The organism is Streptomyces lomondensis (assembly GCF_014651035.1).
Classification (GTDB): Bacteria; Actinomycetota; Actinomycetes; order Streptomycetales; family Streptomycetaceae; genus Streptomyces; species Streptomyces lomondensis.
The window spans coordinates 42675-64760 of the sequence record NZ_BMWC01000015.1 but is presented as its reverse complement, the minus strand read 5'-3'; the positions used below and the strand labels follow the sequence as shown (position 1 = coordinate 64760).

At 74.5% G+C, this 22086-nt stretch carries 11 protein-coding genes and 1 pseudogene; 6 read left to right on the top strand and 6 right to left on the bottom strand.

The window, feature by feature from the left end; genetic code table 11:
* Positions 1-49 precede the first annotated feature (49 nt).
* The 4 genes and pseudogenes from IE255_RS34480 (at position 50) to IE255_RS34465 (ending at position 3941) form a co-directional block, all read left to right on the top strand.
* On the top strand, positions 50-1546 hold the full coding sequence (locus tag IE255_RS34480) for an APC family permease (RefSeq protein WP_190054350.1): 1497 nt from the start codon (positions 50-52) through the stop codon (positions 1544-1546).
* A gap of 21 nt (positions 1547-1567) precedes the next feature.
* The gene (locus IE255_RS34475; RefSeq protein ID WP_190054349.1) at positions 1568-3220 is read left to right on the top strand and encodes an amidohydrolase; all 1653 of its coding nucleotides are present in this window, start codon (positions 1568-1570) and stop codon (positions 3218-3220) included.
* Between the two features lie 84 nt (positions 3221-3304).
* Entirely contained in the window at positions 3305-3718 is a 414-nt protein-coding gene (locus IE255_RS34470; protein ID WP_190054348.1) for an SRPBCC family protein, read from the top strand.
* A gap of 14 nt (positions 3719-3732) precedes the next feature.
* Positions 3733-3941 (top strand): annotated as a pseudogene (locus IE255_RS34465) (hypothetical protein).
* Positions 3942-3990: 49 nt separating this feature from the next.
* Here the strand turns inward: IE255_RS34465 and IE255_RS34460 are convergent.
* From IE255_RS34460 to IE255_RS34440, 5 genes are all read right to left on the bottom strand, one after another.
* The gene (locus tag IE255_RS34460; RefSeq protein ID WP_190054347.1) at positions 3991-4596 is read right to left on the bottom strand and encodes a hypothetical protein; all 606 of its coding nucleotides are present in this window, start codon (positions 4594-4596) and stop codon (positions 3991-3993) included.
* A gap of 165 nt (positions 4597-4761) precedes the next feature.
* On the bottom strand, positions 4762-5724 hold the full coding sequence (locus IE255_RS34455; RefSeq protein WP_190054346.1) for a YihY/virulence factor BrkB family protein: 963 nt from the start codon (positions 5722-5724) through the stop codon (positions 4762-4764).
* 142 nt (positions 5725-5866) lie between these two features.
* Positions 5867-8815 (bottom strand): hypothetical protein, encoded by a 2949-nt coding sequence (locus tag IE255_RS34450; protein WP_190054345.1) that lies wholly within the window; start codon positions 8813-8815, stop codon positions 5867-5869.
* A 2-nt stretch (positions 8816-8817) separates the two neighbouring features.
* Positions 8818-10674 carry an HSP90 family protein gene (locus IE255_RS34445; protein ID WP_190054344.1) on the bottom strand — a complete coding sequence of 619 codons (1857 nt, stop codon included), beginning with the start codon at positions 10672-10674 and terminating at the stop codon, positions 8818-8820.
* Between the two features lie 78 nt (positions 10675-10752).
* Positions 10753-11739 (bottom strand): hypothetical protein, encoded by a 987-nt coding sequence (locus IE255_RS34440; protein ID WP_190054343.1) that lies wholly within the window; start codon positions 11737-11739, stop codon positions 10753-10755.
* Between the two features lie 198 nt (positions 11740-11937).
* On the opposite strand from IE255_RS34440, the gene IE255_RS34435 reads away from it, so the two are divergent.
* A complete protein-coding gene (locus IE255_RS34435; RefSeq protein ID WP_190054342.1) occupies positions 11938-20004 on the top strand; it encodes a type I polyketide synthase in 8067 nt (2688 codons plus the stop codon).
* 52 nt (positions 20005-20056) lie between these two features.
* Here IE255_RS34435 and IE255_RS34430 read toward each other — a convergent pair whose 3' ends face one another.
* Positions 20057-21427 carry an NAD(P)-binding domain-containing protein gene (locus IE255_RS34430; protein WP_229906721.1) on the bottom strand — a complete coding sequence of 457 codons (1371 nt, stop codon included), beginning with the start codon at positions 21425-21427 and terminating at the stop codon, positions 20057-20059.
* A gap of 140 nt (positions 21428-21567) precedes the next feature.
* Here IE255_RS34430 and IE255_RS34425 point away from each other — a divergent pair, with 140 nt between their 5' ends.
* Entirely contained in the window at positions 21568-21963 is a 396-nt protein-coding gene (locus tag IE255_RS34425; RefSeq protein WP_190054340.1) for an ArsR/SmtB family transcription factor, read from the top strand.
* Positions 21964-22086: the final 123 nt, after the last annotated feature.

Here is a 22086-nt window from a genome sequence, read left to right as displayed (position 1 = left end):
TCACAGTCCCGCGCGGCTCTTCCCACCCCGGTCCCCCGAGGAGCCCTTCATGTCGTCCGCACCACCCCCGTCACGCCCCGCCCTGCGCCGTTCCCTCGGCGTGGTGGACGGCGTCGCCATCGCCGCGTCCAGCACCGCGGCCACCACCAGCATCGCCATCGGCATGGGCACGGTCGCCTCCGTGGTGGGCCTCCAGGCACCGGCGCTCCTGCTGCTGGCGTTCCTGCCGGTGCTCGGCATCGCCACCGCCTACGCCCGCCTGAACCGCTCGGAACCCAACTGCGGCAACGGCTATGTGTGGGTCGGCAGGTCCCTCGGCCCCTGGCCCGGCTTCCTGACCGGCTGGGTCACCCTGGTCGGCTCGATCGTCTTCTGCGCCTACACCAGCGCGATCATGGGCTCGGTGGTCCTGCTCTTCGCCAACCGGGCCGGTCTGCACAGCCTCGCCGGCGTGGCCCTCGATCCGACGTCCACCGGCGTCTGCACGGCGGTCGGGCTGGTGATCCTCCTCGTCGTCACCGCCCTGGCCGTCACCGGGATGCGGGCCACCACCCGGTTCCAGTTCGCGCTGCTGGTCTTCGAGTACGCGGTGCTGCTGGGCTTCTGCGGCTGGGCCCTGGTCACCGGCGGCCACGCCTTCTCGCTGTCCTGGTTCAACCCCTTCGAGATCTCCAGCGGCACGGCCTTCGCCCAGGGCCTGGTCCTCGCGGTGTTCTTCTTCTGGGGCTGGGACGCGGCCTTCAGCGTCACCGAGGAGACGAAGAGCCCCGGCGACGCGGCCCGTGGCGGTCTCATCGCCCTCTTCGCGATGCTCGGCCTGTTCCTCTTCGCCTCGGTCGCCTTCCAGCGGGAGATGAGCCTGGCCGAACTCGTCGAGAACGGCCCCCAGGCCCTCCCGTACCTCGGGGCGAAACTGGCCGCCGAGCCCTGGGCCACCCTGCCCCTGGTGGCGCTGATGTTCTCCGCGGTCGCCTCGGTGCAGGCGACCCTGATCCCCACGGCGCGCGGTCTGCTCGCCATGGGCCGCGACCGCACCATGGGGCCGCTGTGGACCCGGGTCCACCCCCGGTACGGCACGCCGGCCGCCGGCACCGTCGTCGTGATGTCCGTCGCCGCCGTGATCGCCCTGCTCGCCTTCGCGATCCCCAAGCTGAGCGACATGCTGCTGGCCGCCGTCAACGCCATCGGCCTGATCGTCGCCCTGTATTACGGCCTCACCGCGTTCGCCTGCGCCGTGCGTTTCCGCTCCGCGCGTCACGAGGGGCCGCGCGAGGCGCTGCTCGCCGTGGGCGTGCCCGCGGTGTCGGGGCTGGTGCTGCTGGGCCTGGGCGGCTATCTCGGATACTCCTACCTGACCATGAGCGACCACTTCGAACTCAGTCCGGACAACGGCTGGTTCATGTTCTCGCTGCCCGCCGTGATCGTGCTCTCCGGCCTCGTCATGGCGGCCGTCGCCAAGTACGTCCGGCGCTCGCCGTACTTCACGACCGGGCACGGCACCGACGCCGAAGCCCTGACCCTGCCGATGGACCGCACGGCGGTCTGACCCTCCCTGGAGCCCCTCCCCATGTCACACACCGCGGACCTCGTCCTGACCGGCGGCCCCGTGCACACCGTCGATCCCGCCCGCAGCCGCGCCACCGCCGTGGCCGTCCGCGACGGGCGGATCACCGCCGTCGGCCACGACGAGGTGCACGAGCTGATCGGGCCGCGCACCGAGGTCGTCGACCTCGCCGGGAAGCTGCTGCTGCCCGGACTCCAGGACGCCCACGTCCATCCGCTGGGCGCGGGCCTGGAGCTCGGCCGGTGCCATCTCGGTGACACGGTCGACCCGGACGAGTACCTGCGCCGGATCAGGGCGTACGCGGACGAGCACCCGGACGTCGAGTGGATCACCGGTGGCGGCTGGTCCCTGGAGGCGTTCCCCGGCGGCTCTCCCACCGCCGCGGCCCTCGACGCGATCGTCCCGGACCGTCCGGTCTTCCTGCCCAACCGCGACCACCACGGCGCCTGGGTCAACAGCCGGGCCCTGGAACGCGCCGGCATCGACGCCCGTACTCCCGACCCCGCCGACGGACGCATCGAGCGGGACACCGAGGGCAACCCGACCGGGATGCTCCAGGAGGGCGCGGTCCACCTGGTGGGCAGGCTGGTGCCGGATCCCACGCCGGAGGAGCAGCTCGCGGCCCTGCTGCGCGCCCAGGCCGTGCTGCACTCCCACGGCGTCACCGCCTGGCAGGACGCCATCGTCGGGACGTACGCCGACATGACCGACCCGGCGCCCGCCTACCAGGCCGCCCTCGACCGGGGGCTGCTGACCGCCCGGGTGGTCGGCGCGCTGTGGTGGGACCGGGAGCGCGGCGCCGAGCAGATTCCCGAACTCCTCGCTCGGGGCGAGGAGTTGAGCCGGGACCGGTTCCGCGCCGGGACGGTGAAGATCATGCAGGACGGCATCACCGAGAACCACACCGCCGCCCTGCTCGGCCCGTACCTCACCGGCTGCGGCTGCGCCTCGGACAACAGCGGGCTCAGCTTCGTCGAGCCGGGAGAGCTGCGGAAGTACGTCACCGAACTCGACGCCTGCGGATTCCAGGTCCACTTCCACGCGCTCGGCGACCGCGCGGTGCGTGAGGCGCTCGACGCCGTGGAGGCCGCCCGGGCAGCCAACGGCCACCGCGGCACACGGCACCACCTGGCGCACCTCCAGGTCGTCCACCCCGACGACATACCGCGCTTCCGGGCGCTGGGGGCGAGTGCCAACCTCCAGATGCTGTGGGCCGCGCACGAGCCGCAGATGGACGAGCTGACCCTGCCCTTCCTGGGCGCGGAGCGCGGGGCGTGGCAGTACCCCTTCGGCGATCTGCTGCGGGCCGGCGCGACGCTCGCCGCGGGCAGCGACTGGCCCGTCAGCAGCCCCGACCCGCTCCAGGCCATCCATGTCGCCGTGCACCGGATCGCTCCCGGCGCGCCCGAGGGCACCCCCGCGTTCCTGCCCGGGCAGCGTCTCGACCTGGGCACCGCCATCGCCGCGTACACGGCGGGCAGCGCCTATGTGAACCACCTCGACGACATCTCCGGCAGCATCACCGCCGGCAGGTCCGCCGACCTCGTCGTGCTCGACCGCGACCCGTTCGCGGGCCCGCCCGGGGAGATCGCCGACACCCGGGTCCTGCAGACCTTCGTCGAGGGCCGGCGCGTCCACGCGGCTCCCGATGCCTGACCCCGCGACCGGAAGTCCGTGGTTAGGGTCAGTCAGACCGGGAACGCGGTGCGCTGTCCGACCCCGAGGGAGGCCGGTGGCGCGATGACCGAGTACGAACGTTCACGGACGATGCCCGCACAGCCCGAGCAGGTCTTCGACGAGGCGGCGAACGTCGGCCGGCTGGACAGCTGGCTGCCGGACGCCCTGCACGTGCGGGCCGAGGACCTGCCCGCCGTCACCGTGCACGAGGACCGCACCGACGAGGACACCTCCGCTCTGCTGCGTGCCCGGCGCGAGCAGATGCGGCTCGAATGGGGCACCCGCGACCAGGGCGGCTACGCAGGCTGGCTCCAGGTCGCCGGCGTCGGCAGCGGAGCCAGTGAGGTGACGGTGCACCTGTCGTTCTTCGACGACAGCCACGACCCCGGCGAGCAGGCCGTCGGCGACGCCCTGGACACCAGCCTGAGGCGCCTGGAGGAGCAGGTGCGGCTGCGCGTGGACCACGCGGCCGGCTGAGCGGCGGAACGCGCATGGCACGCGTCAGGCAGTACGCCGTCGCGGCGTCCGGCCGGTGGACCGACGAGGAGGAGGGCCGGCGCCGCCTGCCCTCCGGGGAGGTGCACGCCTGGGTCGGGCCGGACACCGGGTGCGCCGCCAGTGCCCGCGCTGCGCCTCGGTCGCCGGACGCCGCGGCCCCGATGCCCGCCCGCGCCGGCACCGCACCGACCCCCGGCCGTGAGCGGCGGTCCACTGCACGTACGGACGGGTGAGGTCCGGTGGCCCGGGGCTCAGTGGGCGAAGGGCGGTGGGAAGCAGCCGGTCTCCAGGTACGGGCCGTTGGCCCGCGCCTCGAAGTTCGACTTCTGCACGAACGCCATGACACAGGCGTCGTCATGGACGCGCAAGCCGACCATCGCCCCCTCCGGCGTGACGTAACCGCCGTCCTGGTAGCGCGAGTCCATCGCCGTGACGGTGAGCGTCCCGCCGAGCCGCTTGCCGTCCTTGCTGACGCGCTCCTCCTCGTAGCCGAGCCGGAGCAGGGCCGTCCGCACCGACGCGGGGTCCCACTGGTGGCGCTCCCACAGCCGCTTGAGCACCGGCCTGATGCGGTCGGCCTCGCGCTCGGCGTCCTCCGCATGGGCGGGGGACATCTCGCCGGGTCGCCGGTGGGCGTTGTTCTCGTTGTAGTGCGGGGCCCCGTCTCCGGCCCCGGGCTCCACGTACGGCGAGGCTCCCGCGGCACTGGGCGAGGACGCGCCGGAGGCGCTGGGAGCGGCTCCGGCCGTCGCGTCCCGGGCGCGCAGCTCACCGCAGGCGGTGAGGGTGAGACCCGCGACGAGGACCAGGGCCGCGGCGGCGAGAGGCGCACGCCGGGCGGACGTTGAGGTGGACATGAGAAGACCCTCTCATCACGGCCCGCCGCCCGGATGGGTAGGCGCACCTGCCCGACTGAGTACGCGTACTCACGACGGCGGGCCCGGGCCGCCCGTCGCGGAGCCGGATCCGCCCGGCCGTGTACCGGCGTGCCGGGTCGGCCCGGGGACACTGCGGGGACGCTTTCACGCACCCGGGCCGGGGTCCGGCTGGACCGCTGATGCGATGCCGGCACGGGCCGCCTCCAGCTGGGCGGCGAACGCGATGCCGAGGAAGAGCGCGACGGCGGTGAGGTTGGCCCACAGCAGCAGGGCGATGAAGGCGGTGAGCGGCCCGTACACGGCGCCGAAGGCACCGCTCTCCTCGACGTACAGCGCGAGCAGCCAGGTGGCCGCAACCCACAGCAGCAGGTGCACGGCCGAGCCGAAGGCCAGCCAGGTGTAGCCGGGCTGCACGCGACGGGGCGACCAGCGGAAGATCACGGCGGAGGCCACCCAGGCCAGTGCGAGCCCCACGGGGATGTCGAGCGCACCCCACCACTGCGCGCCGCCCCGCCAGCCGGCGGTGTCCGCCACCGCGTCGCCCACGGCCTCGCCGGCGACGAGCACGACGAAGCCCAGCACCAGGGGCAGACCGGCGGCGAGCGCGAGGACGATCGCCCGCGTGTACTTGCGCGGGAAGGGACGGTCGCGCTCGATGCCGTAGATACGGTTGGCGCCGCGCTCGATCTGGCCCATGGCCGAGGCGAGGTTCAGCAGCGCGAAGCCCAGGCCCAGCCACAGGGCGAGCGTGCCCCAGACGTCGCCGTGGGCGGTGCGCCGCGTCCCCTCGAAGGCGTCCTCGACGATCTCCGCGCTGGCCCCCGGCACGATCCGGCCGAGCGTCAGCTCGATGACCCGGCCCACGCCCTCCGTGTGCACCGACGTGGCCAGCCCGACCAGCGCCACGGTGCACGGAACCAGCCCGACCACCACCTGGAAGGCGAGGGCCCGCGCGTTGGTGAAGCCGTCCGCGTAACGGAACCGGGTGAAGGAGTCGGCCAGCAGCCGCAGCCCCCCGTAGTGGCGCAGGGCGGTGAACGCCTCGTCTCCGGAGAGCTCGTCCCCGATCATGTCCCGGGTCTGCGGGACGTGGACGGCGGTTCCCATGGCGGACGCTCCCTTGTCGTTACGGCTGCTCCCTGTCCGGTTGCCCCGTGAACCTTCCCGTGCGACCTCGTCCTCGCCACACGGCCCCGGCGCCGTCCCCCGTTCGGCAGTTCCGGGCGGCGGCGCGGGGCCGGTCGCCGTGTCACTCCTCGTCGCGCAGCCGGGCCGCCAGGGAGACCAGCGGCTCGGTCTCCTCGGTGTGGCCCAGGGCGGTCAGGCGGGAGACCGCCGCGTCGAGGCGGGTGAGGGCGGGGTCGGGGCGCTCCAGGTAGATGCCCTGCACGGCACCCGCGAGGCGGACGCACTCGGCCCACTCCCCGGCATGGTCCTGGTCCGGTCCCGGCTCGCCGAGCAGGGCGAGGGCCTGGTCCAGGGCGGCCAGGGCGTCCTCGTACGCGCCCGCGTAAGCGTTGACCCGCCCGTGCTCGTAGGCCAGGGCTGTGTCGAGGGAGCGGCCGCGGGCCTCGTACCCGGCGGCGCGCGCCTCGTCCGCGATCCGGGCCGCGTCGGCGAGGTAGGCGCGGGCGCCGGCCAGTCCGTCGGGCCCCTGCTGCTGCGCCTGGAGGCGGGCGAGTTCCCGCAGGGAGTTGCTCAGGTGCTCGTAGCGCGGTTCCCGGGCGTGGGCGGCGAGCGCCTGGTCCGCGGCCTCGCGGGCGCGGCCGAACTCGCCGGACTCGCCGAGGAGTACGGCCGTCTCGGCGGCGATCATGGCGTGGCTGCCCGGGTCGTCGTCCCAGCCGGCCGACTCGGCCGCGAGGGCGACGAACTCGGCCGTGGCGGCCTTGAGGTCCTCCCCCGCGTGCAGCGCCCGGGCGCGGGTCAGGCGCAGCTGGGCGACGAGCCGGTCGTCCAGCTCTCCGGCGGTGACGTCCGGTTCGGCCAGCAGGGAGTCGAGCAGGGCGATGCTGTCCTCGACGCGGCCCAGGTCGAGGCTGAGCTGGGCCGCGTTGCTGTAGGCGCAGTACGCGTCCGTGCGGCTGCCGTGGCGAAGGTCCAGCTCCGCCGAGCGTGTCAGGTGCCGCAGTGCCTCGTCGGGGCGGCCCAGGTGCATGCAGACCTCGGCGAGTTCGCCGTGGAGGCGGGCGGTGCCGACCGTGCCGGCCGGCCAGTCGGCGGCCAGCCGCAGGGCCTCGGTCAGGTTCGCGTGCGCGGCCTGCGCGTCCCGGAGGCCGAGCTGGAGCCGGGCGCGCAGGCCGAGCGTACGGGGCAGGTGCCAGGCGGGGCCGTGCGTGTTCAGCCGGTCGAGGAGGGCGTCGATCTCGGTGACGGCGGTCGGCAGGTCGCCGGAGATGGCGTATGCGCCGGCCCGCAGCAGCAGGGCGCCGGAGATCTGCCCGGCGATGTCGTGCCGGGTGGCGAAGGCGTGCAGCAGGTCCACCTCGGCGAAGGCCGCGGCGGCGTGCTCCTCGCTCCCCGAGGTCTGCAGGCGCAGGCCGAGCACGGTCGCCCGCATCCGCAGCAGGCGGGACTCCTGCTGCGGAGCGAGGCCGGGCGTCTCCTCCTGCAGGCGGACCATGGCAGCGTGGGCGGCGGTCAGCGCGGCGGCCCTCGCCTCGGCCCGCTCCGCGTCCCCGGCGGGGCCCTCGGCGGGGATTTCGGCGGTGGCGAACAGGGCGCCGGCGCGGGCGACCGCGGCATGACCGGGCAGGCCGGCGTCGTCGTACAGGGCCGCGGCCTCCTCGTAGAGGGCGGCGCAGTCGGCGAACTCGTCCCTGTCGCCCGCCCGGCTCGCCTCGTCGGCCAGCAGGTCCGCGCGCAGTTGCACGAGCGGGCCGACGGCCGGGTCGTCGGGGTGGGTGTAGCCGCGGGCGGTGACGAGCGTGCGCAGCCGCGCCCAGCAGGCCCGTGCGTCCGGATGCCCCTGCTCCTCCAACTCCCTTGTACGAACGATGAGTTCGGGCAGCGACTCGGGGACGGCGGTGGCCGTGCGGGCGGCGGGCGCGGCGACCGGGGCGGCCGGGGCGACGTCGTCGAGTGCGCGGGGGCGCAGGGTCAGCTCCAGCGTGTCCAGGAGCGGGGCGCGGTCGAGGCGGGCCCGGCGGCGGTCGGTGTGGGCGGTGGTGCCGTTGCGGGCGTCGAAGCGGGCGGCGAGGTCGTCGGCGCGGCCCTGCACCTCGGCGCGCAGGGCGGCCGCCGTCCAGGTGCGGCCCGCGTATCCGGCGGCGGGCAGTTCGCCGTGGCCGAGCCCCTCGACGCGCTGGAGGAGGACCTCCACGCCGGTGAGGAAGTCGAGCTGGTCCAGCGGCGAGTCGACCTCGTCGAACAGGCTCCGGTTCTCGGCGAGCAGTTCCAGGCCGCGTGCCTCGTTGCCGGTCAGCGCGCAGAATTCCAGGTGCCGGCCGACCTCCCCGGACATCGACGGGTTGCGGCGGCAGCCGCGGTAGCCGGCGAGGTGCAGTTCGCGCGCCCGGTCGGTGCGGCCGGTGCGCAGCAGGGGCAGCAGCGCGTACGAGACGGAACGGGCCGGCTCCTCCTGGCAGGACTCCTGGCCGGCCAGGACGGGCTCCCAGGCGCGCAGCGCCCGCTCGTCGTCGCCCGCCGCGAGGTGGTACAGGGCCCGCTGGCAGGTCTCGCACGCCTCGCAGTCGCTGAGCCGGGTGCGGGTGCGGCCCGCCCACAGCTCGTAGGCGAGGGTGGTGTCCTCCCCGACGTGGGCGGCGAGCTGGTACGCCTGCCCGTAGTAGGGCTGGAGGCCGAGCCCCTCCTTCTCGTAGCGGTCGCGCATCTCCGTCAGCCACTGGCGCAGGCTGGGCAGCGGTATCTCGGGCAGCTGGCGCAGGGCGTTGGCCACCCACTTGAACCGCCAGAACAGCAGGTGCCGCAGATTCTCGGTGAAGACGTCGGGCTGCTCGTCGAAGAGGGTGAGCAGGCGCGCGAAGACGACGGGCGACTTGCGGGGTTCGGAGCCGTAGGTGTACGCCTCCTGGAGTTCGAGGAGCGTGCGGACGAGCGGCAGGGGCTGCGCGAACTGCTCGGCGGCGTCGACGAGTTCCTCGGCGATGACGGTGCGGGCGCGGCCGTAGGGGCGCTGTTGGTTCTCCTGGAGCGCCTGGTACAGCTCGTCGATGGTCTGGGGTGCGGTCGTCGGCATCGTCAGCTGTCCTTGCGGAGGGCGTGGGCGAGGAGGTCGAGGAAGGAGCGGTTGATGAGGCTCGACTCGGCGGGCCTCAGCGGGCGGCGGGACAGCATCGCGGCCTGTCCGTAGAGGGCTTCGGCGCTGGTGCGGGCCAGCTCGGGCTCGTCGATGGTGACGGCGGTGCGCACCAGCGGGTTGAGCTGGTTGAGGATCAGCTGGGCCCGCGGGGCCTCCTGGCGCAGGGCGCCGAGGATGTCGCCCCACAGGCCGCCCTCCTGCTCGCGGGCGAGCTGGGAGCGGGTGCGCTCGTGCCGGGCCTCGCGGCTGTCGACGAGGAGGGCGGGGGCGGAGGCGGGCTGGAAGGTGCGCAGCGCGACGTCGCAGTCGAAGACGGCGAGGGCGTCGCGGGCCTGGGCGAGGTAGGCCGCGGCGGCGAGTTCCGTCTCGCGGTCGACGGGGTCGAGGTGGGCGGTGAGGGTCGCCGGGTCGAGGTCGGCGACGGCGGTCTCGGGCCTGACCTCGGGCAGGCGGTGGACCAGTTCGCGGTCGTAGGTGTAGCCGCCGTTGACGACGCCGAGTCCGGCGGCCGAGGCGATCGCCGCGACCTGGCGGAACTCCTCCACGGTCGACGTCACCAGCACGGTGCGGTGGGTGCGCGCGAACTCGTCGAGGGTGCAGTGCCCGTCGGTGGTCTCGAACGGCAGCCAGGGCAGCAGCATCCGCAGGATCTCGTCGTCGTGCACGGCGAGGGACTTCACGGCCAGGTGGTGGGCCTGGAGGAAGCGGTGGAGCAGGTCCGGGTCGCTGGCGGCGGCCCGGGCGATCCAGGCGCGCAGCCGCTCGGCGAGGGCGTCGCGGACGGCGGCGAGGGTGTCGTCCTCGTACAGGGACTCCCGGGACGCCGTCGGGCGCAGGCTCTCGGCGTCGACGACGCAGCGGACGAAGAACGCCCAGTCGGGCAGGATCTCCTCGGCCTGCTCGGACAGCAGCATGCCCTTGACGTGCACGCGGTGGCCGTGGCGGCGCCCGGCCGGCACCGTCTCGGGCAGCACGCACGCGATGCCCTTGAGGCCAACGGCCGGCAGGTCCAGCTCGATGGTGTCCAGCGGCGTGAACCCGAAGACCTCCTCGCCGTAGGCGGCGAGGGCGCGGGAACGGGCGCCCGGGGTGGGGTAGGTGCGCGCCCAGGGGGCGGGCTCGGGGTTGACGGACGCGCCTGGGGCATCGCAGCTGGCCGTGCCGTCGTCGAAGGTCACCGGGTGGCGCAGCAGGGAGCCGAAGTGGCGGGCCAGCGCGTGCACCTGCGCCGGGCGGGTCCACTCGCCCGCGTCGGCGCGCGGTGTCAGCGTGACGGTGGTGCCGGGCCGGGGGCGGGCGGAGCCGGGCAGGGTGCGGACGGTGTAGCTGCCGTCGCCGCGCCCCCGCCACTCCACGGCGGGCGCGTCCGGGGTGCGGGCGGAGCGGCTCAGGACGTGGATCTCGTCCGCGACCAGGAAGCAGGAGAGCAGGCCGATGCCGAACTGGCCGATGAAGTCGCCGCGCTGCTCGGCGATCCGGTCGGCACGCTTGCTGCTGCGGCCGATCGTGGCGAGGAAGCTGTGGACATCGGCCTCGGTGAGACCGACGCCGTCGTCCTCCACGCGGACCACCGAGCCGTCGGCGTACAGGCGGACGCCGAAGGCGTCGGCGGGGGCGGCCGGTTCGAGGGCGCGGCGGGCGGTCAGCGCGTCCACGGCGTTCTGCATCAGTTCGCGCAGGTAGACGCGGGGGCTGGAGTAGAGGTGGTGGGAGAGGAGGTCGACGAGGCCGCGCAGATCCACCTGGAAGGTGCGGTCGGCGCCGGCCGGGTTCACGGCGGTGTCGGGCAGAGTCATCGGGCAGTCCGGGGCTGGGAGGGAGGGGCGACGGGGAGGGCTCGGGTGCTCGGGCGCTGGCCGCTCAGGCGATGGCGCTCAGGCCCGGCGGTGGGCGCGTGCGAACTGCTTCTCGGGGTCCCCGAAGTAGGTCCAGGGCCACTTGGTGTAGGCGCCGTCCAGCGTTTGGAAGACGCGCCGGACGGTGTGGCGCTCATCGGCCAGGGACAGGGCCATGGCGAACATGTTGAAGTCCTGCTGCCAGCCCGGGCGCCACACATAGGCCGGGTGGAGGATGCTGTAGTCCGCCGCCTCCCGCAACTGCGCCCGGATCTCGTCGGTTTCGAGGTAGTCCCCGCGGTCCGCCTCGACCCACTCCTCGATGTACGCCATGGCGATCACACAGCCGAGGCGGTGGCCCTCCGGGGCGCGGGCGAACGCCGCCTGGGCGAACGCCAGGGCCTGCCCCGGTTCGCCGCCCCACCGGGGCTGCAACTGCGACACCCACTCGACATGGGTCTCCAGGTCCAGCGGATCGCGGCGCAGGGCGGCGTCGAGCCGGGTCTCGTTGACGGCGCGGCCCAGCGACATGCCGCGGCCGGAGGTGAGGAGGCGGCGCCACGGCGTGACCCACTCCGGCCGCAACTCGGCGGCCTCGAGCAGCTGCTCCTCGGCGATCTGGAGCCGCTCGTGGAAGACCCGCCACTGCTCCTGCGTGACGTTCACGGCACGCGCGGCGGTGCGCGCCTCCCAGCCCCAGCTGATGTGGCGCGTCCCGGATATCAGCAGGGCCGTCGCCCGGTGCTCCTTGTCCTCCTCGACGGCCCGGCCGATCCAGTCCTGCACGCCGTCGAGGTCGGCGAGTTCGGCCAGGACCTGGTGGTCGCGGCCGAGATCGAAGGGGGCCAGCGCCTCCTTGACCGCCTCCCAGTCCCCCGCGTCGGCCGCCTCCACCAGCGCGAGCACCCGCGTGTCGCCGAGTGCGCGCAGCGTGTACGTCCCGTTCTTCTGCCTGCGCGGCACGGGAAGGGCGTGCGGATCCGCCACCGGTCTCTCCGCACCCCTGCCGAACAGCTTGCCGAACATGCCGCGCCCTCCCCTGGTCCCGCGTGATCGTCCGGTGCAGCATAAACGCCCCCGCGGACACCGCTTCCACAGGGTTTTCACCGGTGTCTCACGAGCCGGGCACGCGGCCGCCAGGCCCCGGGCGGCACCGGGGCGGCGCGCCGGATCCGCGTAGGCTCAACTCCGCTGTGCCGTGAGGGACTTGGAGGACGGGGGGACATGGTGCGTGACGAGTTGGTCCGGCCGGTGGCGGGACTGTTGAAGGGGCACGCCGAGTCGGCGCCGGAACGGGTCGCGTACGCCGACTCCTCGCGCGGCGTGACCTACGGCGAGCTGGAGCGCCGCACACGCGGGCTGGCGGCGTACCTCACCCGGACGGGACTCCGCCGCGGCGACCGCGTCGCGATCTGCCTCGGCAACCGGGTGGAGACGGTGGAGAGCTGCCTCGCCGTGCTGCGGGCCGGGATGGTCGGGGTCCCGCTCGATCCGCGGTCCTCCGACGCCGAGCTGGTCCACTTCCTCCTGGACAGCGGCGCCGCCTTCGTCATCACCGACGCCCCGCGCCTGGCACAACTGCGGCGCCTGGGACCGCCGTACGACCGCCTGGGCGTCCTGGTCGCCGGGACCGGACCCGTCCCGGAGGGCGTTCAGCTGTTCGAGCGAGCGGCCGAGAGCGACGGGACCGGGAGCGACGGGGCCGCCCAGATCGACACGCTCGACCTCGACGATCCGGCCTGGATGCTCTACACCTCCGGCACCACCAGCCGGCCCAAGGGCGTGCTGTCCACGCAGCGGGCCGCGCTGTGGTCCGTGGCCGCCTGCTACGCCCCGCTCTTCGGTCTCTCCTGCGAGGACCGGCTGCTGTGGCCGCTTCCGCTGTTCCACAGCTTCAGCCACTCGCTGGCGATCCTGGGCGTGACGGCCGTGGGCGCGAGCGCCCGGATCGCCGGGGAGTTCCCGGCGCCGGGCGGTCTGCGGCGGGAACTGCTCACGGCGTACGAGGGACTCGGCGGTCCCTTCACCATGCTGGCCGGCGTGCCCGCGACGTACCACCGGCTGGTCGACGCGGCCGGTGACGCCCCGCCGGCGCTGCGGATGTGCGTCGTGGCGGGTGCGCCGAGTGGTCCCGCGCTGCGCGCGGCCGTGGAGGAGACCCTGGGCGCACCGCTGCTCGACGCCTACGGCAGCACCGAGACCTGCGGCATGATCACGGCCAACCGTCCCCCAGGGACCCGGGTCGAGGGTTCCTGCGGTCCGCCCGTCCCGGGCGTCGACGTACGGATCGTCGATCCGGGGAGCGGCGAGGACGTCCCGGACGGCGCCGAGGGCGAGGTCTGGGTGCGCTCGCCGGGCCTGATGACCGGCTACCACGAGCAGCCCGAGGCGACGGCCGCCGCGCTGCGGGACGGCTGGTACCGCACCGGGGACCTCGGCCGCCGCGTCGAGCACGGCCATCTGACACTCACCGGCCGGGTCAGTGAGCTGATCATCCGGGGCGGCGAGAACATCCACCCGACGGAGATCGAGCAGGCCCTGCTGCGGTGTCCCGGCGTGTCCGACGCCGTGGTCGTGGGCGTGCCGCACGACGTGCTCGGCGAGGTGCCGGTGGCGTACGTCGTACCGGGTCCGGACGGGGTGGACGCCCGGCGGGTGCTCGCCGAGTGCCGGACCCTCCTGGCCGACTACAAGGTGCCGGCCGAAATCCGGGAGATCGCCGCCGTGCCGCGCACCGCCTCCGGCAAGATCGCCCGGCACGAGCTGGCCGTCCCGGTGCCGACCGCCTCCGCAGCGGCTCCGGCCGCCTCTCTCGCGGCACCGACCGCCTCTCTCGCGGCTCCGACCGCCTCCGTCCCAGTTCCGGCCGCCTCCGGCCCGGCCGGCACCGCGCCCGCCGCCCTGCGCGAGCGGCTCGCGTCCCTCTCCCCCGACGACCGGCAGCGCGCGTTACGCGCGTCGGTGCTCGCCGAGACGGCCGAGGTGTGCCGGCTCGCTCCGGACGCTCCGCCCGGCGCGGACAGTCCCTTCGCCGATCTCGGCATGACGTCCGTCGGCGCGGTCGAGCTGGTGGACCGGCTCGGTGCGCTGACCGGGCTGAGCCTGCCGTCGACGCTGGTCTTCGACCATCCGACGCCGGAGGAGGTGGCCCGGTTCCTGCGCGTCGCGCTCTTCGAGGCGGAGCCCGCGGGCGGCCCACGGCCGAGCGGCGGGCAGGTCCGGTCTCCCGAGGACGATCCCGTCGTGATCGTCGCCATGGCCTGCCGCTATCCGGGTGACGTCGACTCCCCCGAGGATCTCTGGGAGTTGGTGTCGCAGGGGCGGGACGCCGTCTCGGAGTTCCCGGCCGACCGCGGCTGGGACCTCGACGCCCTGTACGACCCGGACCCCGACACGATCGGCACGTCGTACACGCGGCACGGCGGATTCCTGCACCGGGCCGCGGAGTTCGACGCGGGGCTGTTCGGCATCTCGCCGCGTGAGGCGCTCGCGATGGATCCGCAGCAGCGGCTGCTGCTGGAGACGTCCTGGGAGGTGTGGGAGCGGGCCGGGATCGACCCGGCGTCGGTGCGCGAGAGCGACACCGGCGTGTTCGTCGGCGTGATGTACGGCGACTACGCCACCCGCCTCACCCGCCCCCACGAGCTGGAGGCGCACCTGGGCCTGGGCTCGACGGGCAGTGTGGCCTCCGGTCGGCTCTCGTACGTGTACGGTCTGCGCGGTCCCGCCGTCACGGTCGACACCGCGTGCTCGTCCTCCCTGGTGGCCCTGCACTGGGCGGCGCGGGCGCTGCGCTCGGGCGAGTGCGCACTGGCGCTGGCCGGCGGCGTCACGGTGATGGCGACGCCCAAGCCGTTCCTCGTCTTCAGCCGGCAGCGCGGGCTGTCACCGGACGGACGCTGCAGGCCGTTCTCGGCGGCGGCCGACGGCACGGCCTGGGGCGAGGGCGTGGGACTCGTGCTGCTGGAGCGGTTGTCCGACGCGCGGCGCAACGGCCATCCGGTCCTGGCCGTGCTGCGCGGCTCCGCCGTCAACTCCGACGGCGCGTCCAACGGGCTCACCGCGCCCCACGGCCCCGCCCAGCAGCGGCTGATCAGGCAGGCGCTGGCGGACGCGGGCCTGCGCGCCGGTGACGTGGACGCGGTGGAGGCCCACGGCACGGGCACCAGGCTGGGCGACCCCATCGAGGCGCAGGGCCTGCTGAGCACGTACGGGCAGGGCCGCGAGCAGCCGCTGTGGCTCGGGTCGGTCAAGTCCAACCTCGGGCACACCCAGGCAGCGGCCGGAGTCGCCGGCGTCATCAAGATGGTGCAGGCCATGCGGCACGGCGAACTGCCCCGGACCCTGCACGCCGACTCGCCCTCACCGCACGTCGACTGGTCCTCGGGCCGGGTGGAACTGCTGACCGCCCCGCGGCCCTGGCCGGCCGCGGGCCGACCGCGGCGTGCGGGCGTCTCGGCCTTCGGGATCGGCGGGACCAACGCGCACGTGATCCTGGAAGAGGCGCCGCCCGAGACGGCTGCTTCCCCGGAGCCGGCCTCGGCCCTGCCCGTTCCGTGGCTGCTCTCCGCCGCCGACGAGACCGCCCTGCGCGCGCAGGCCCGACGGCTCGCGGCCGAGGTGTCGAAGAGGCCGGGCCTGCGGCCCGCCGACATCGGCTGCTCGCTGGCCGTGTCGCGCGGCGCCCTCGCCCATCGGGCCCTCGTGCCGAGCGGTGACCGGACCCGCATGCTGGAGAGGCTGCGCGCGCTCGCCTCGGGCCGGAACGCACCGGGGGTCGTGCGAGGGGTGGCGGACCCGGAGATCCGTACGGCCTTCCTGTTCACCGGGCAAGGCGCCCAGCGCCCCCGGATGGGCGCCGGGCTGCGCGCCCCCTTCCCCGTCTTCGCAGCGGCCTTCGACGAGGTCTGCCGGCACTTGGACGACCGTCTCCCCCAGCCCCTGAGCCCGGTGCTGTCCGCCGAGCCGGGCTCACCGGAAGCGGCTCTGCTGGACCGTACGGACTTCACCCAGGCCGGGCTGTTCGCCTTCGAGGTGGCCCTGTTCCGGCTGCTGGAGTCCTGGGGCGTGCGAGCCGACCGCCTGGTGGGCCACTCCGTCGGCGAGCTGGCGGCCGCGCATGTCGCCGGCGTGCTCGATCTGCCCGATGCCGCGGCACTCGTCGCCGCGCGCGGCCGGCTGATGCAGGCGTTGCCCGTCGGCGGGGCGATGGTGGCGCTGGACGCTACCGAGGAGGAAGTCCTCGCGGTGCTGGTCGAGTTGGGCGCGCCGGTGTCGATCGCATCCGTCAACGGGCCCCGCTCGGTGGTGGTCTCGGGCGCGGAGAAAGCGGTGCTCGCGGTCGCGGCCGGCTTCGAGGCGGACGGCCGCAGGGCCGTGCGGCTGCGGGTGGCTCACGCCTTCCACTCGCCCCTGGTGGAGCCGATGCTCGACGAGTTCCGGCGCGTCGCCGGGGAATTGACCTTCCGGCCGCCGCGCATCCCGATCGTCTCCACCGTGACGGGCCGCCCCGCCGAGCCTGCGGACCTGTGTTCCCCCGAGTACTGGGCACGGCACGCCCGGCTGCCCGTGCGCTTCGCCGACGCCGTGCGGCGGCTCGCGGACGACGGAGTCCCGGCCTGCCTGGAACTCGGCCCGGGGCCCGTGCTCACCGCGGCGGCCGCCGACTGTCTGGGCGATGCGGCCGCGAGCGGCACCGTGCTCACCGTGGCCACGCGGGGCGGTACGGACGAGGCTGAGACGCTCCTGTCGGCCGTGGCGCGGCTGCACGTGGCCGGGGCCGCCGTCGACTGGCCGGCGGTGTACGCGCGTTCCGGCGCGCGACGGGTGGACCTGCCGACGTACGCCTTCCAGCGGCAGCGGTACTGGCTCGACGAAGCGCGCCCGGCGGCCGGTACCCAGGCGCTGCTGGGCCCGGCCTTCCCGGTGCCGGACACCGACCGGATCGTGCTGACCGGGCTGTTGTCCCTCGGGGCGCATCCGTGGCTCGCGGACCATGTCGTCGCCGGGCGGGTGATCGTGCCGGCGACGATGTTCGTGGAGATGGCCGTGCGGGCGGGCGACGCGGTGGGCTGCGGCGCGGTCGACGAACTGGTGATGCTGTCGCCGCTGGCCCTGCCCGGTGCGGCCGGGGTGCGTGTCCAGGTGGTGGTGGGCGCGCGGGACGACTCGGGCCGGCGGCCGGTGGACATCTACTCCCGGCCGGAGGAGTCCGCCGAGGAGGTCCCGTGGATCCGGAACGCCTCCGGGCAGCTGGGCCGGATCCCTGCGGCCGAGGACGAGCCGGCCCCGTGGCCGCCCCAGGACGCCGAGGCCGTGGATCTCACCGGGGCGTACGCCGCCCTCGCCGACGCCGGACTCGCGTACGGGCCCGCCTTCCAGGGAGTCGGCGCTGTATGGCGACGCGGCGAGGACGTCTTCGCCGAGGTCAGGCTGCCCGCGCCGCAGACCTCCGAAGCGGGCCGCTTCGGGCTCCACCCGGCCCTGTTCGACGCCGCGTCGCACGCGCCGCTGCTCGCCGCGCCCGCCGACGGGGGCGCGATCCGGGTGCCGTTCGCATGGAGCGGAGTGCGCCTGTACGCCTCCGGAGCCACCCACCTGCGGGTCCGGGTGACGCGGACCGGCACGGACACGGTCGCGCTCACCCTCACCGACCCGGCCGGCCGGCTGGTGGCCCACGTGGGCTCCCTGACCACCAGGGAACTCCCGGCCGTCCGGGCCGACATGACGAATGACGCGTCGGGTGACGTCGTACGACGTGCCCTGCTGCGCCCCGAATGGGCCGCCCTCGACCTTTCCGGCGACGTCAACGAGCGCGCCTGGGCGGTGCGCGGGCCGGACGAGCTCGGCCTTGCCGCGGTCCTGCCCGGCGCCGGGAAGCCGGAGTTCGTCGCCGTCACCGCCGTGGCCCGCGCGACGGACTCCGATCCACTGGTCGCCGTGCGCGAGCTGACCGGCAGGGTGCTCGCGACGCTTCAGGACCTCCAGGACGATCCCGGTGCGGCGGGCTCACGGCTGGTGGTGGTGACGCGGGACGCCACCGCGCCGGTGCCGGATCTGGCGGGGGCGGCGGTCTGGGGCCTGGTGCGTACGGCCCAGTCCGAGCTGCCCGGTCGAGTCGTCCTGGTCGATGTGGACGGGCGGCCCGAGTCGCTGCGGATGCTGCCCGCGGCCGTCGCCACCGGCGAGTCACAACTGCGGGTGCGGGACGGGCAGGTGACGGCCCCCGGGCTGGCCGCGGTCCGCGATGTCGCCGACGCCGGGGCTTCCTTCGGGGCGGGCGGCACGGTGCTCATCACCGGGGGCACCGGCGCGCTGGGCGCCGCACTGGCCCGTCATCTGGTCGCCGAACACGGCGTACGGCATCTGCTGCTGACCGCACGCCGTGGGCCGGAGGCGCCCGGGGCCGAGGAACTGCGCGGCGAACTGGAGGAGTTGGGGGCGCGGGTCGGCATCGTGGCCTGTGACGCGGCCGACCGTGCCGCGCTGGCCGAGGTGGTCCGGCGCTGCGAGCCGCCGTTGGCGGCCGTGGTGCACGCCGCCGGGGTGCTCGACGACGGGGTGCTGGACTCGCTGACCCCCGAGCGGATGGCCGCCGTGCTGCGGCCGAAGGCCGACGCGGCCTGGAACCTGCACGAACTGACCCGGGACATGGGGCTTTCGGCGTTCGTCCTGTTCTCCTCCGTCTCCGGTCTGCTGGGCCGGGCGGGCCAGGGCAACTACGCGGCCGCCAACTCCTTCCTCGACGCCCTCGCCCGGCGGCGCGCCGCCGAAGGGCTGCCGGCCCTCTCGCTGGCGTGGGGCCCGTGGGAGCAGGCCGGCGGCATGGCGGCGGGGCAGTCGCGGGACGTGCTCGTGCCGCTGTCCACGCGGCAGGGCCTGGCCCTGTTCGACGCCGCGGTGCGCACCACCGAGCCGGTGCTGGCGCCGGTCCTGCTGGACCGGGCCGTACTCCGGTCCCACGGGGGGCAGTTGCCACCGCCGTTGCGCGGCATCGTCCGTCCGAAGCGGCCGACCGCGTCCGGCTCAGTTGGTGCTACCGGGCAGATGCTGGAGCCGGGAGCCTGGCGGGCGCGGCTGGACCCGCTGCCCGCGAGCGACCGGCAGGCAGCGCTCGTGGAACTGCTGCGGGCCGACGTGGCGGCGGTACTGGGCTACCCGCACGCCGACGCGCTGCCGGCCGGCAAGTCCCTCACCGAGCTGGGATTCGACTCCCTGACCGCGGTGCAGATCCGCAACCGGATGAGCATGGCGCTGGGGCTCCGGCTGCCGGTGGCGGTGGTGTTCGAGCACCGCACGGCCGAGGACCTGGCACGCCACCTGCTCGGCCTGCTGCCCGATGTCCCGGCTGCCGCCGTAGCCGCTTCCGAGACCACGGACCCGGCCGCCGCAGCCGCCCCCGGCACCACCGAGGCCGAGCGCCCTGCCCACACCCTGTCCTCGCTGTTCCGGAAGGTCCGTGCCGCCGGGCACCCGCTGGCGGCGATGCACCTGCTCGTCACCGCGTCCTGGGCGCTGCCCACCTTCACGGCCGCGCAGGGCCGCGCGCACGCGCTGCCCCCGATCCGCCGCTCCCCCGGCCGCCCCGGCTCCGGAAGGCCGACGATCGTCTACGTCCCGGCCTACTGTCCCTCGCTCACGTCGGGCGGCGGGGACTTCCCTCGCTTCCACCGCGCCTTCCAGGACGACCTGGAGATCCTGGAGTTCCCGCATCCCGGTATCGGCGCCGGGGCCGCCGTGCCGGAGGACCGCGCCGCGCTGGCGCGCACGCAGGCCGAGAACGTGCTGCGGCACGTCGGCGCCGGGCCCTTCGTGATCGTAGGACGGTGCGCGGGCGGCAATGTGGCGCACCTCGTGGCCCACCGGCTGGAGCGCATGGGCCGGGCGCCGTCCGGTCTGGTCCTGCTGGACACGTACCACATCACGCCCGGCAACAGCGGCAAGGACTGGCTGCTGTCCCTGGCCGCTCCCCCGCCGCAGGAGACCGGACAGCCCGTCTTCACCGGGGACGACGACAGCGCCCTGGCCGCCCTGGGAGCCTACAACCGGATCTTCCTCGGCTGGGACCCCGAGCCGCTCACCACGCCCACGCTCCTCGTGCGCGCCCTGCGGCCCACGCCCGCGATGGCCGCCGCCGCGGACTCGGACGACTGGCGCGCGTCCTGGCCATCGGCGCAGGACGTCGTGGACGTCCCCGGTGATCACCTGACGATGATGCGGGACCACGCGGAGACGACCGCGTCGGCGGTCCGCGCCTGGATCGAGGCGCGCACGGCGAAGGCCGTCCAATGAGCACCGGGAGGCGTCATGACGGCCCCACCGGAGTCGACGTCGGTCACACCGGTCAGCAGCCGCCGGACCTGCTCGGAGCGCCCACGCCGATCTGGAGGGTGGCCGGGGCCGCGCAGCATCCCCCTCCTTCCCCTCCTTCGCCGTTCTGCGCGGCGTCGGGCTCGTCGAACAGGCCCGCGCCGCCGCACACGCCGGTCTCCGGCAGTGTCAGTTCCACGCGCTCGGCGGCCTCCTGGTCGCCCGCGAGTGCGGCGGCGATGGAACGGACCTGCTCGTGGCCGGTCATGGCGAGGAACGTGGGGGCGCGGCCGTAGGACTTCATGCCGACGAGGTACACGTCCTTCTCCGGGTGGGACAGTTCCCTCACGCCGTGCGGGTAGACCGTGCCGCAGGAGTGGACGTTGGGGTCGATGAGCGGGGCCAGTGCGGTCGGGGCCTGGAGGCGCTCGTCGAGGCCGAGGCGGATCTCGGAGAGGAAGGACAGGTCGGGGCGGAAGCCGGTGAGCACGATGACCTCGTCGACCGGGTCCAGGCGGCGGCCGTCCTCGGCGACCAGGACCAGACGGTCGCCGTCGCGTTCCACGGCCTGCGTGCGGAAGCCGGTGACCGCGCTCGCCCGGCCCTCCTCGACGGCGGCCTTGGCGCGCAGGCCCAGGGCGCCACGGGCGGGGAGCTGGTCGGCCTCGCCGCCGCCGAAGGTGTTGGCGCCGATGCCTCGGCGCAGGATCCACACCGCGTGCGTGCCCGGATCCTCCTTCGCCAGGTCGGCCAGGTAGGCGAGGGCGGTGAAGGCGGAGGCGCCGGCCCCGACCACCGCGGTGCGCCTGCCCGCGTAACGAGCCCGCACCGCCGGGTCCTTCAGATCCGGGACGCGGTAGGTGATGCGGTCGGCCGCGGCCTTCTCGCCGAGGGCGGGCAGGCCGCCGGCGCCGGCGGGGCCGGGGGTGGCCCAGGTGCCGGAGGCGTCGATGACGGCGCGGGCGAGCAGCCGCTCCTCTCGGCCGTCGGCATGGGTGACGTGGACGACGAAGGGCTGGGTCTCGCGGTCGGCGTCGACGAGGCGGTCGCGGCCGGCGCGGGAGACACCGGTGACCCGGGCGCCGGTACGGACCTTGTCGCCGAGGACCTCGGCGAGCGGCTGGAGGTACTGCTCGGCCCAGTCGCCACCGGTGGGGTACGTCGTCGGGTCCGGCCTGGTCCAGCCGGTCGGGGCGAGGAGCTTCTCGGCCACGGGGTCGGTTACCTCGCCCCAGGTGGAGAACAGCCGGACGTGTGCCCACTCGCGCACCACGGCGCCGGCGACCGGACCCGCCTCCAGTACCAGGGGCTCGATTCCCCGGTCGAGGAGATGCGCGGCGGCGGCGAGACCCACGGGTCCGGCTCCGATCACGGCGACCGGCAGCTCGGTGGTGGACGTGTTCACGGCGACTCCTTGCGTGTTTCGACAACTGTCGATGTCTTGTGCGGCCAGCATGGCACCTGCTTCGACAGCCGTCAACATAGACATCCATCGAAGCCGCTCTCCCGTCCCACCCTTGTTTCGACGTGTGTCAACATAGACGCATGTCGAATGCCAGGACCCTGCCGCTGCTGGAGCCCGACGGCCAAGGCGTCGTGCCGTGCTGCCCTCCGCTCACCGAGCGCCCGTTCACCGCCGAGGAGGCCGAGACGGCCGCGCGCATGTTCAAGGCACTGGGCGACCCGGTCCGGCTGCGGCTGTTCTCGGCGGTCGCCTCCCACGCGGGCGGGGAGGCGTGCGTGTGCGACATCTCCGACGTCGGTGTCTCCCAGCCGACGGTCTCGCACCACCTGAAGAAGCTGAAGGAGGCTGGCCTGCTGACCTCCGAGCGGCGTGGCACCTGGGTGTACTACCGGGTGGAACCGTCCGTACTCGCAGCGATGGGCAGGCTCCTGACGTCACCCGCCGCGGGCCCGGCCGGCGCCACCACCGGCAACTGACGGCCCTCCTCCGGATACGGCGGTTTCCCTCGACCCCCGGGCGGGGTGAGCGGCCGCCGGGCCCTCGCGTATCGTCAGCCGATATCGGAGCCCGTAAGACGATCGGCCGTGCCACCGAGGAGT

Bases quoted from the DNA above. Each gene is read 5' to 3' on its own strand.
- IE255_RS34435 (WP_190054342.1), top strand. From the start codon at position 11,938: ATGGTGCGTGACGAGTTGGTCCGGCCGGTGGCGGGACTGTTGAAGGGG.
- IE255_RS34480 (WP_190054350.1), top strand. From the start codon at position 50: ATGTCGTCCGCACCACCCCCGTCACGCCCCGCCCTGCGCCGTTCCCTC.
- IE255_RS34460 (WP_190054347.1), bottom strand. From the start codon at position 4,596: ATGTCCACCTCAACGTCCGCCCGGCGTGCGCCTCTCGCCGCCGCGGCC.
- IE255_RS34440 (WP_190054343.1), bottom strand. From the start codon at position 11,739: ATGTTCGGCAAGCTGTTCGGCAGGGGTGCGGAGAGACCGGTGGCGGAT.
- IE255_RS34445 (WP_190054344.1), bottom strand. From the start codon at position 10,674: ATGACTCTGCCCGACACCGCCGTGAACCCGGCCGGCGCCGACCGCACC.
- IE255_RS34450 (WP_190054345.1), bottom strand. From the start codon at position 8,815: ATGCCGACGACCGCACCCCAGACCATCGACGAGCTGTACCAGGCGCTC.
- IE255_RS34475 (WP_190054349.1), top strand. From the start codon at position 1,568: ATGTCACACACCGCGGACCTCGTCCTGACCGGCGGCCCCGTGCACACC.
- IE255_RS34470 (WP_190054348.1), top strand. From the start codon at position 3,305: ATGACCGAGTACGAACGTTCACGGACGATGCCCGCACAGCCCGAGCAG.
- IE255_RS34455 (WP_190054346.1), bottom strand. From the start codon at position 5,724: ATGGGAACCGCCGTCCACGTCCCGCAGACCCGGGACATGATCGGGGAC.
- IE255_RS34425 (WP_190054340.1), top strand. From the start codon at position 21,568: ATGTCGAATGCCAGGACCCTGCCGCTGCTGGAGCCCGACGGCCAAGGC.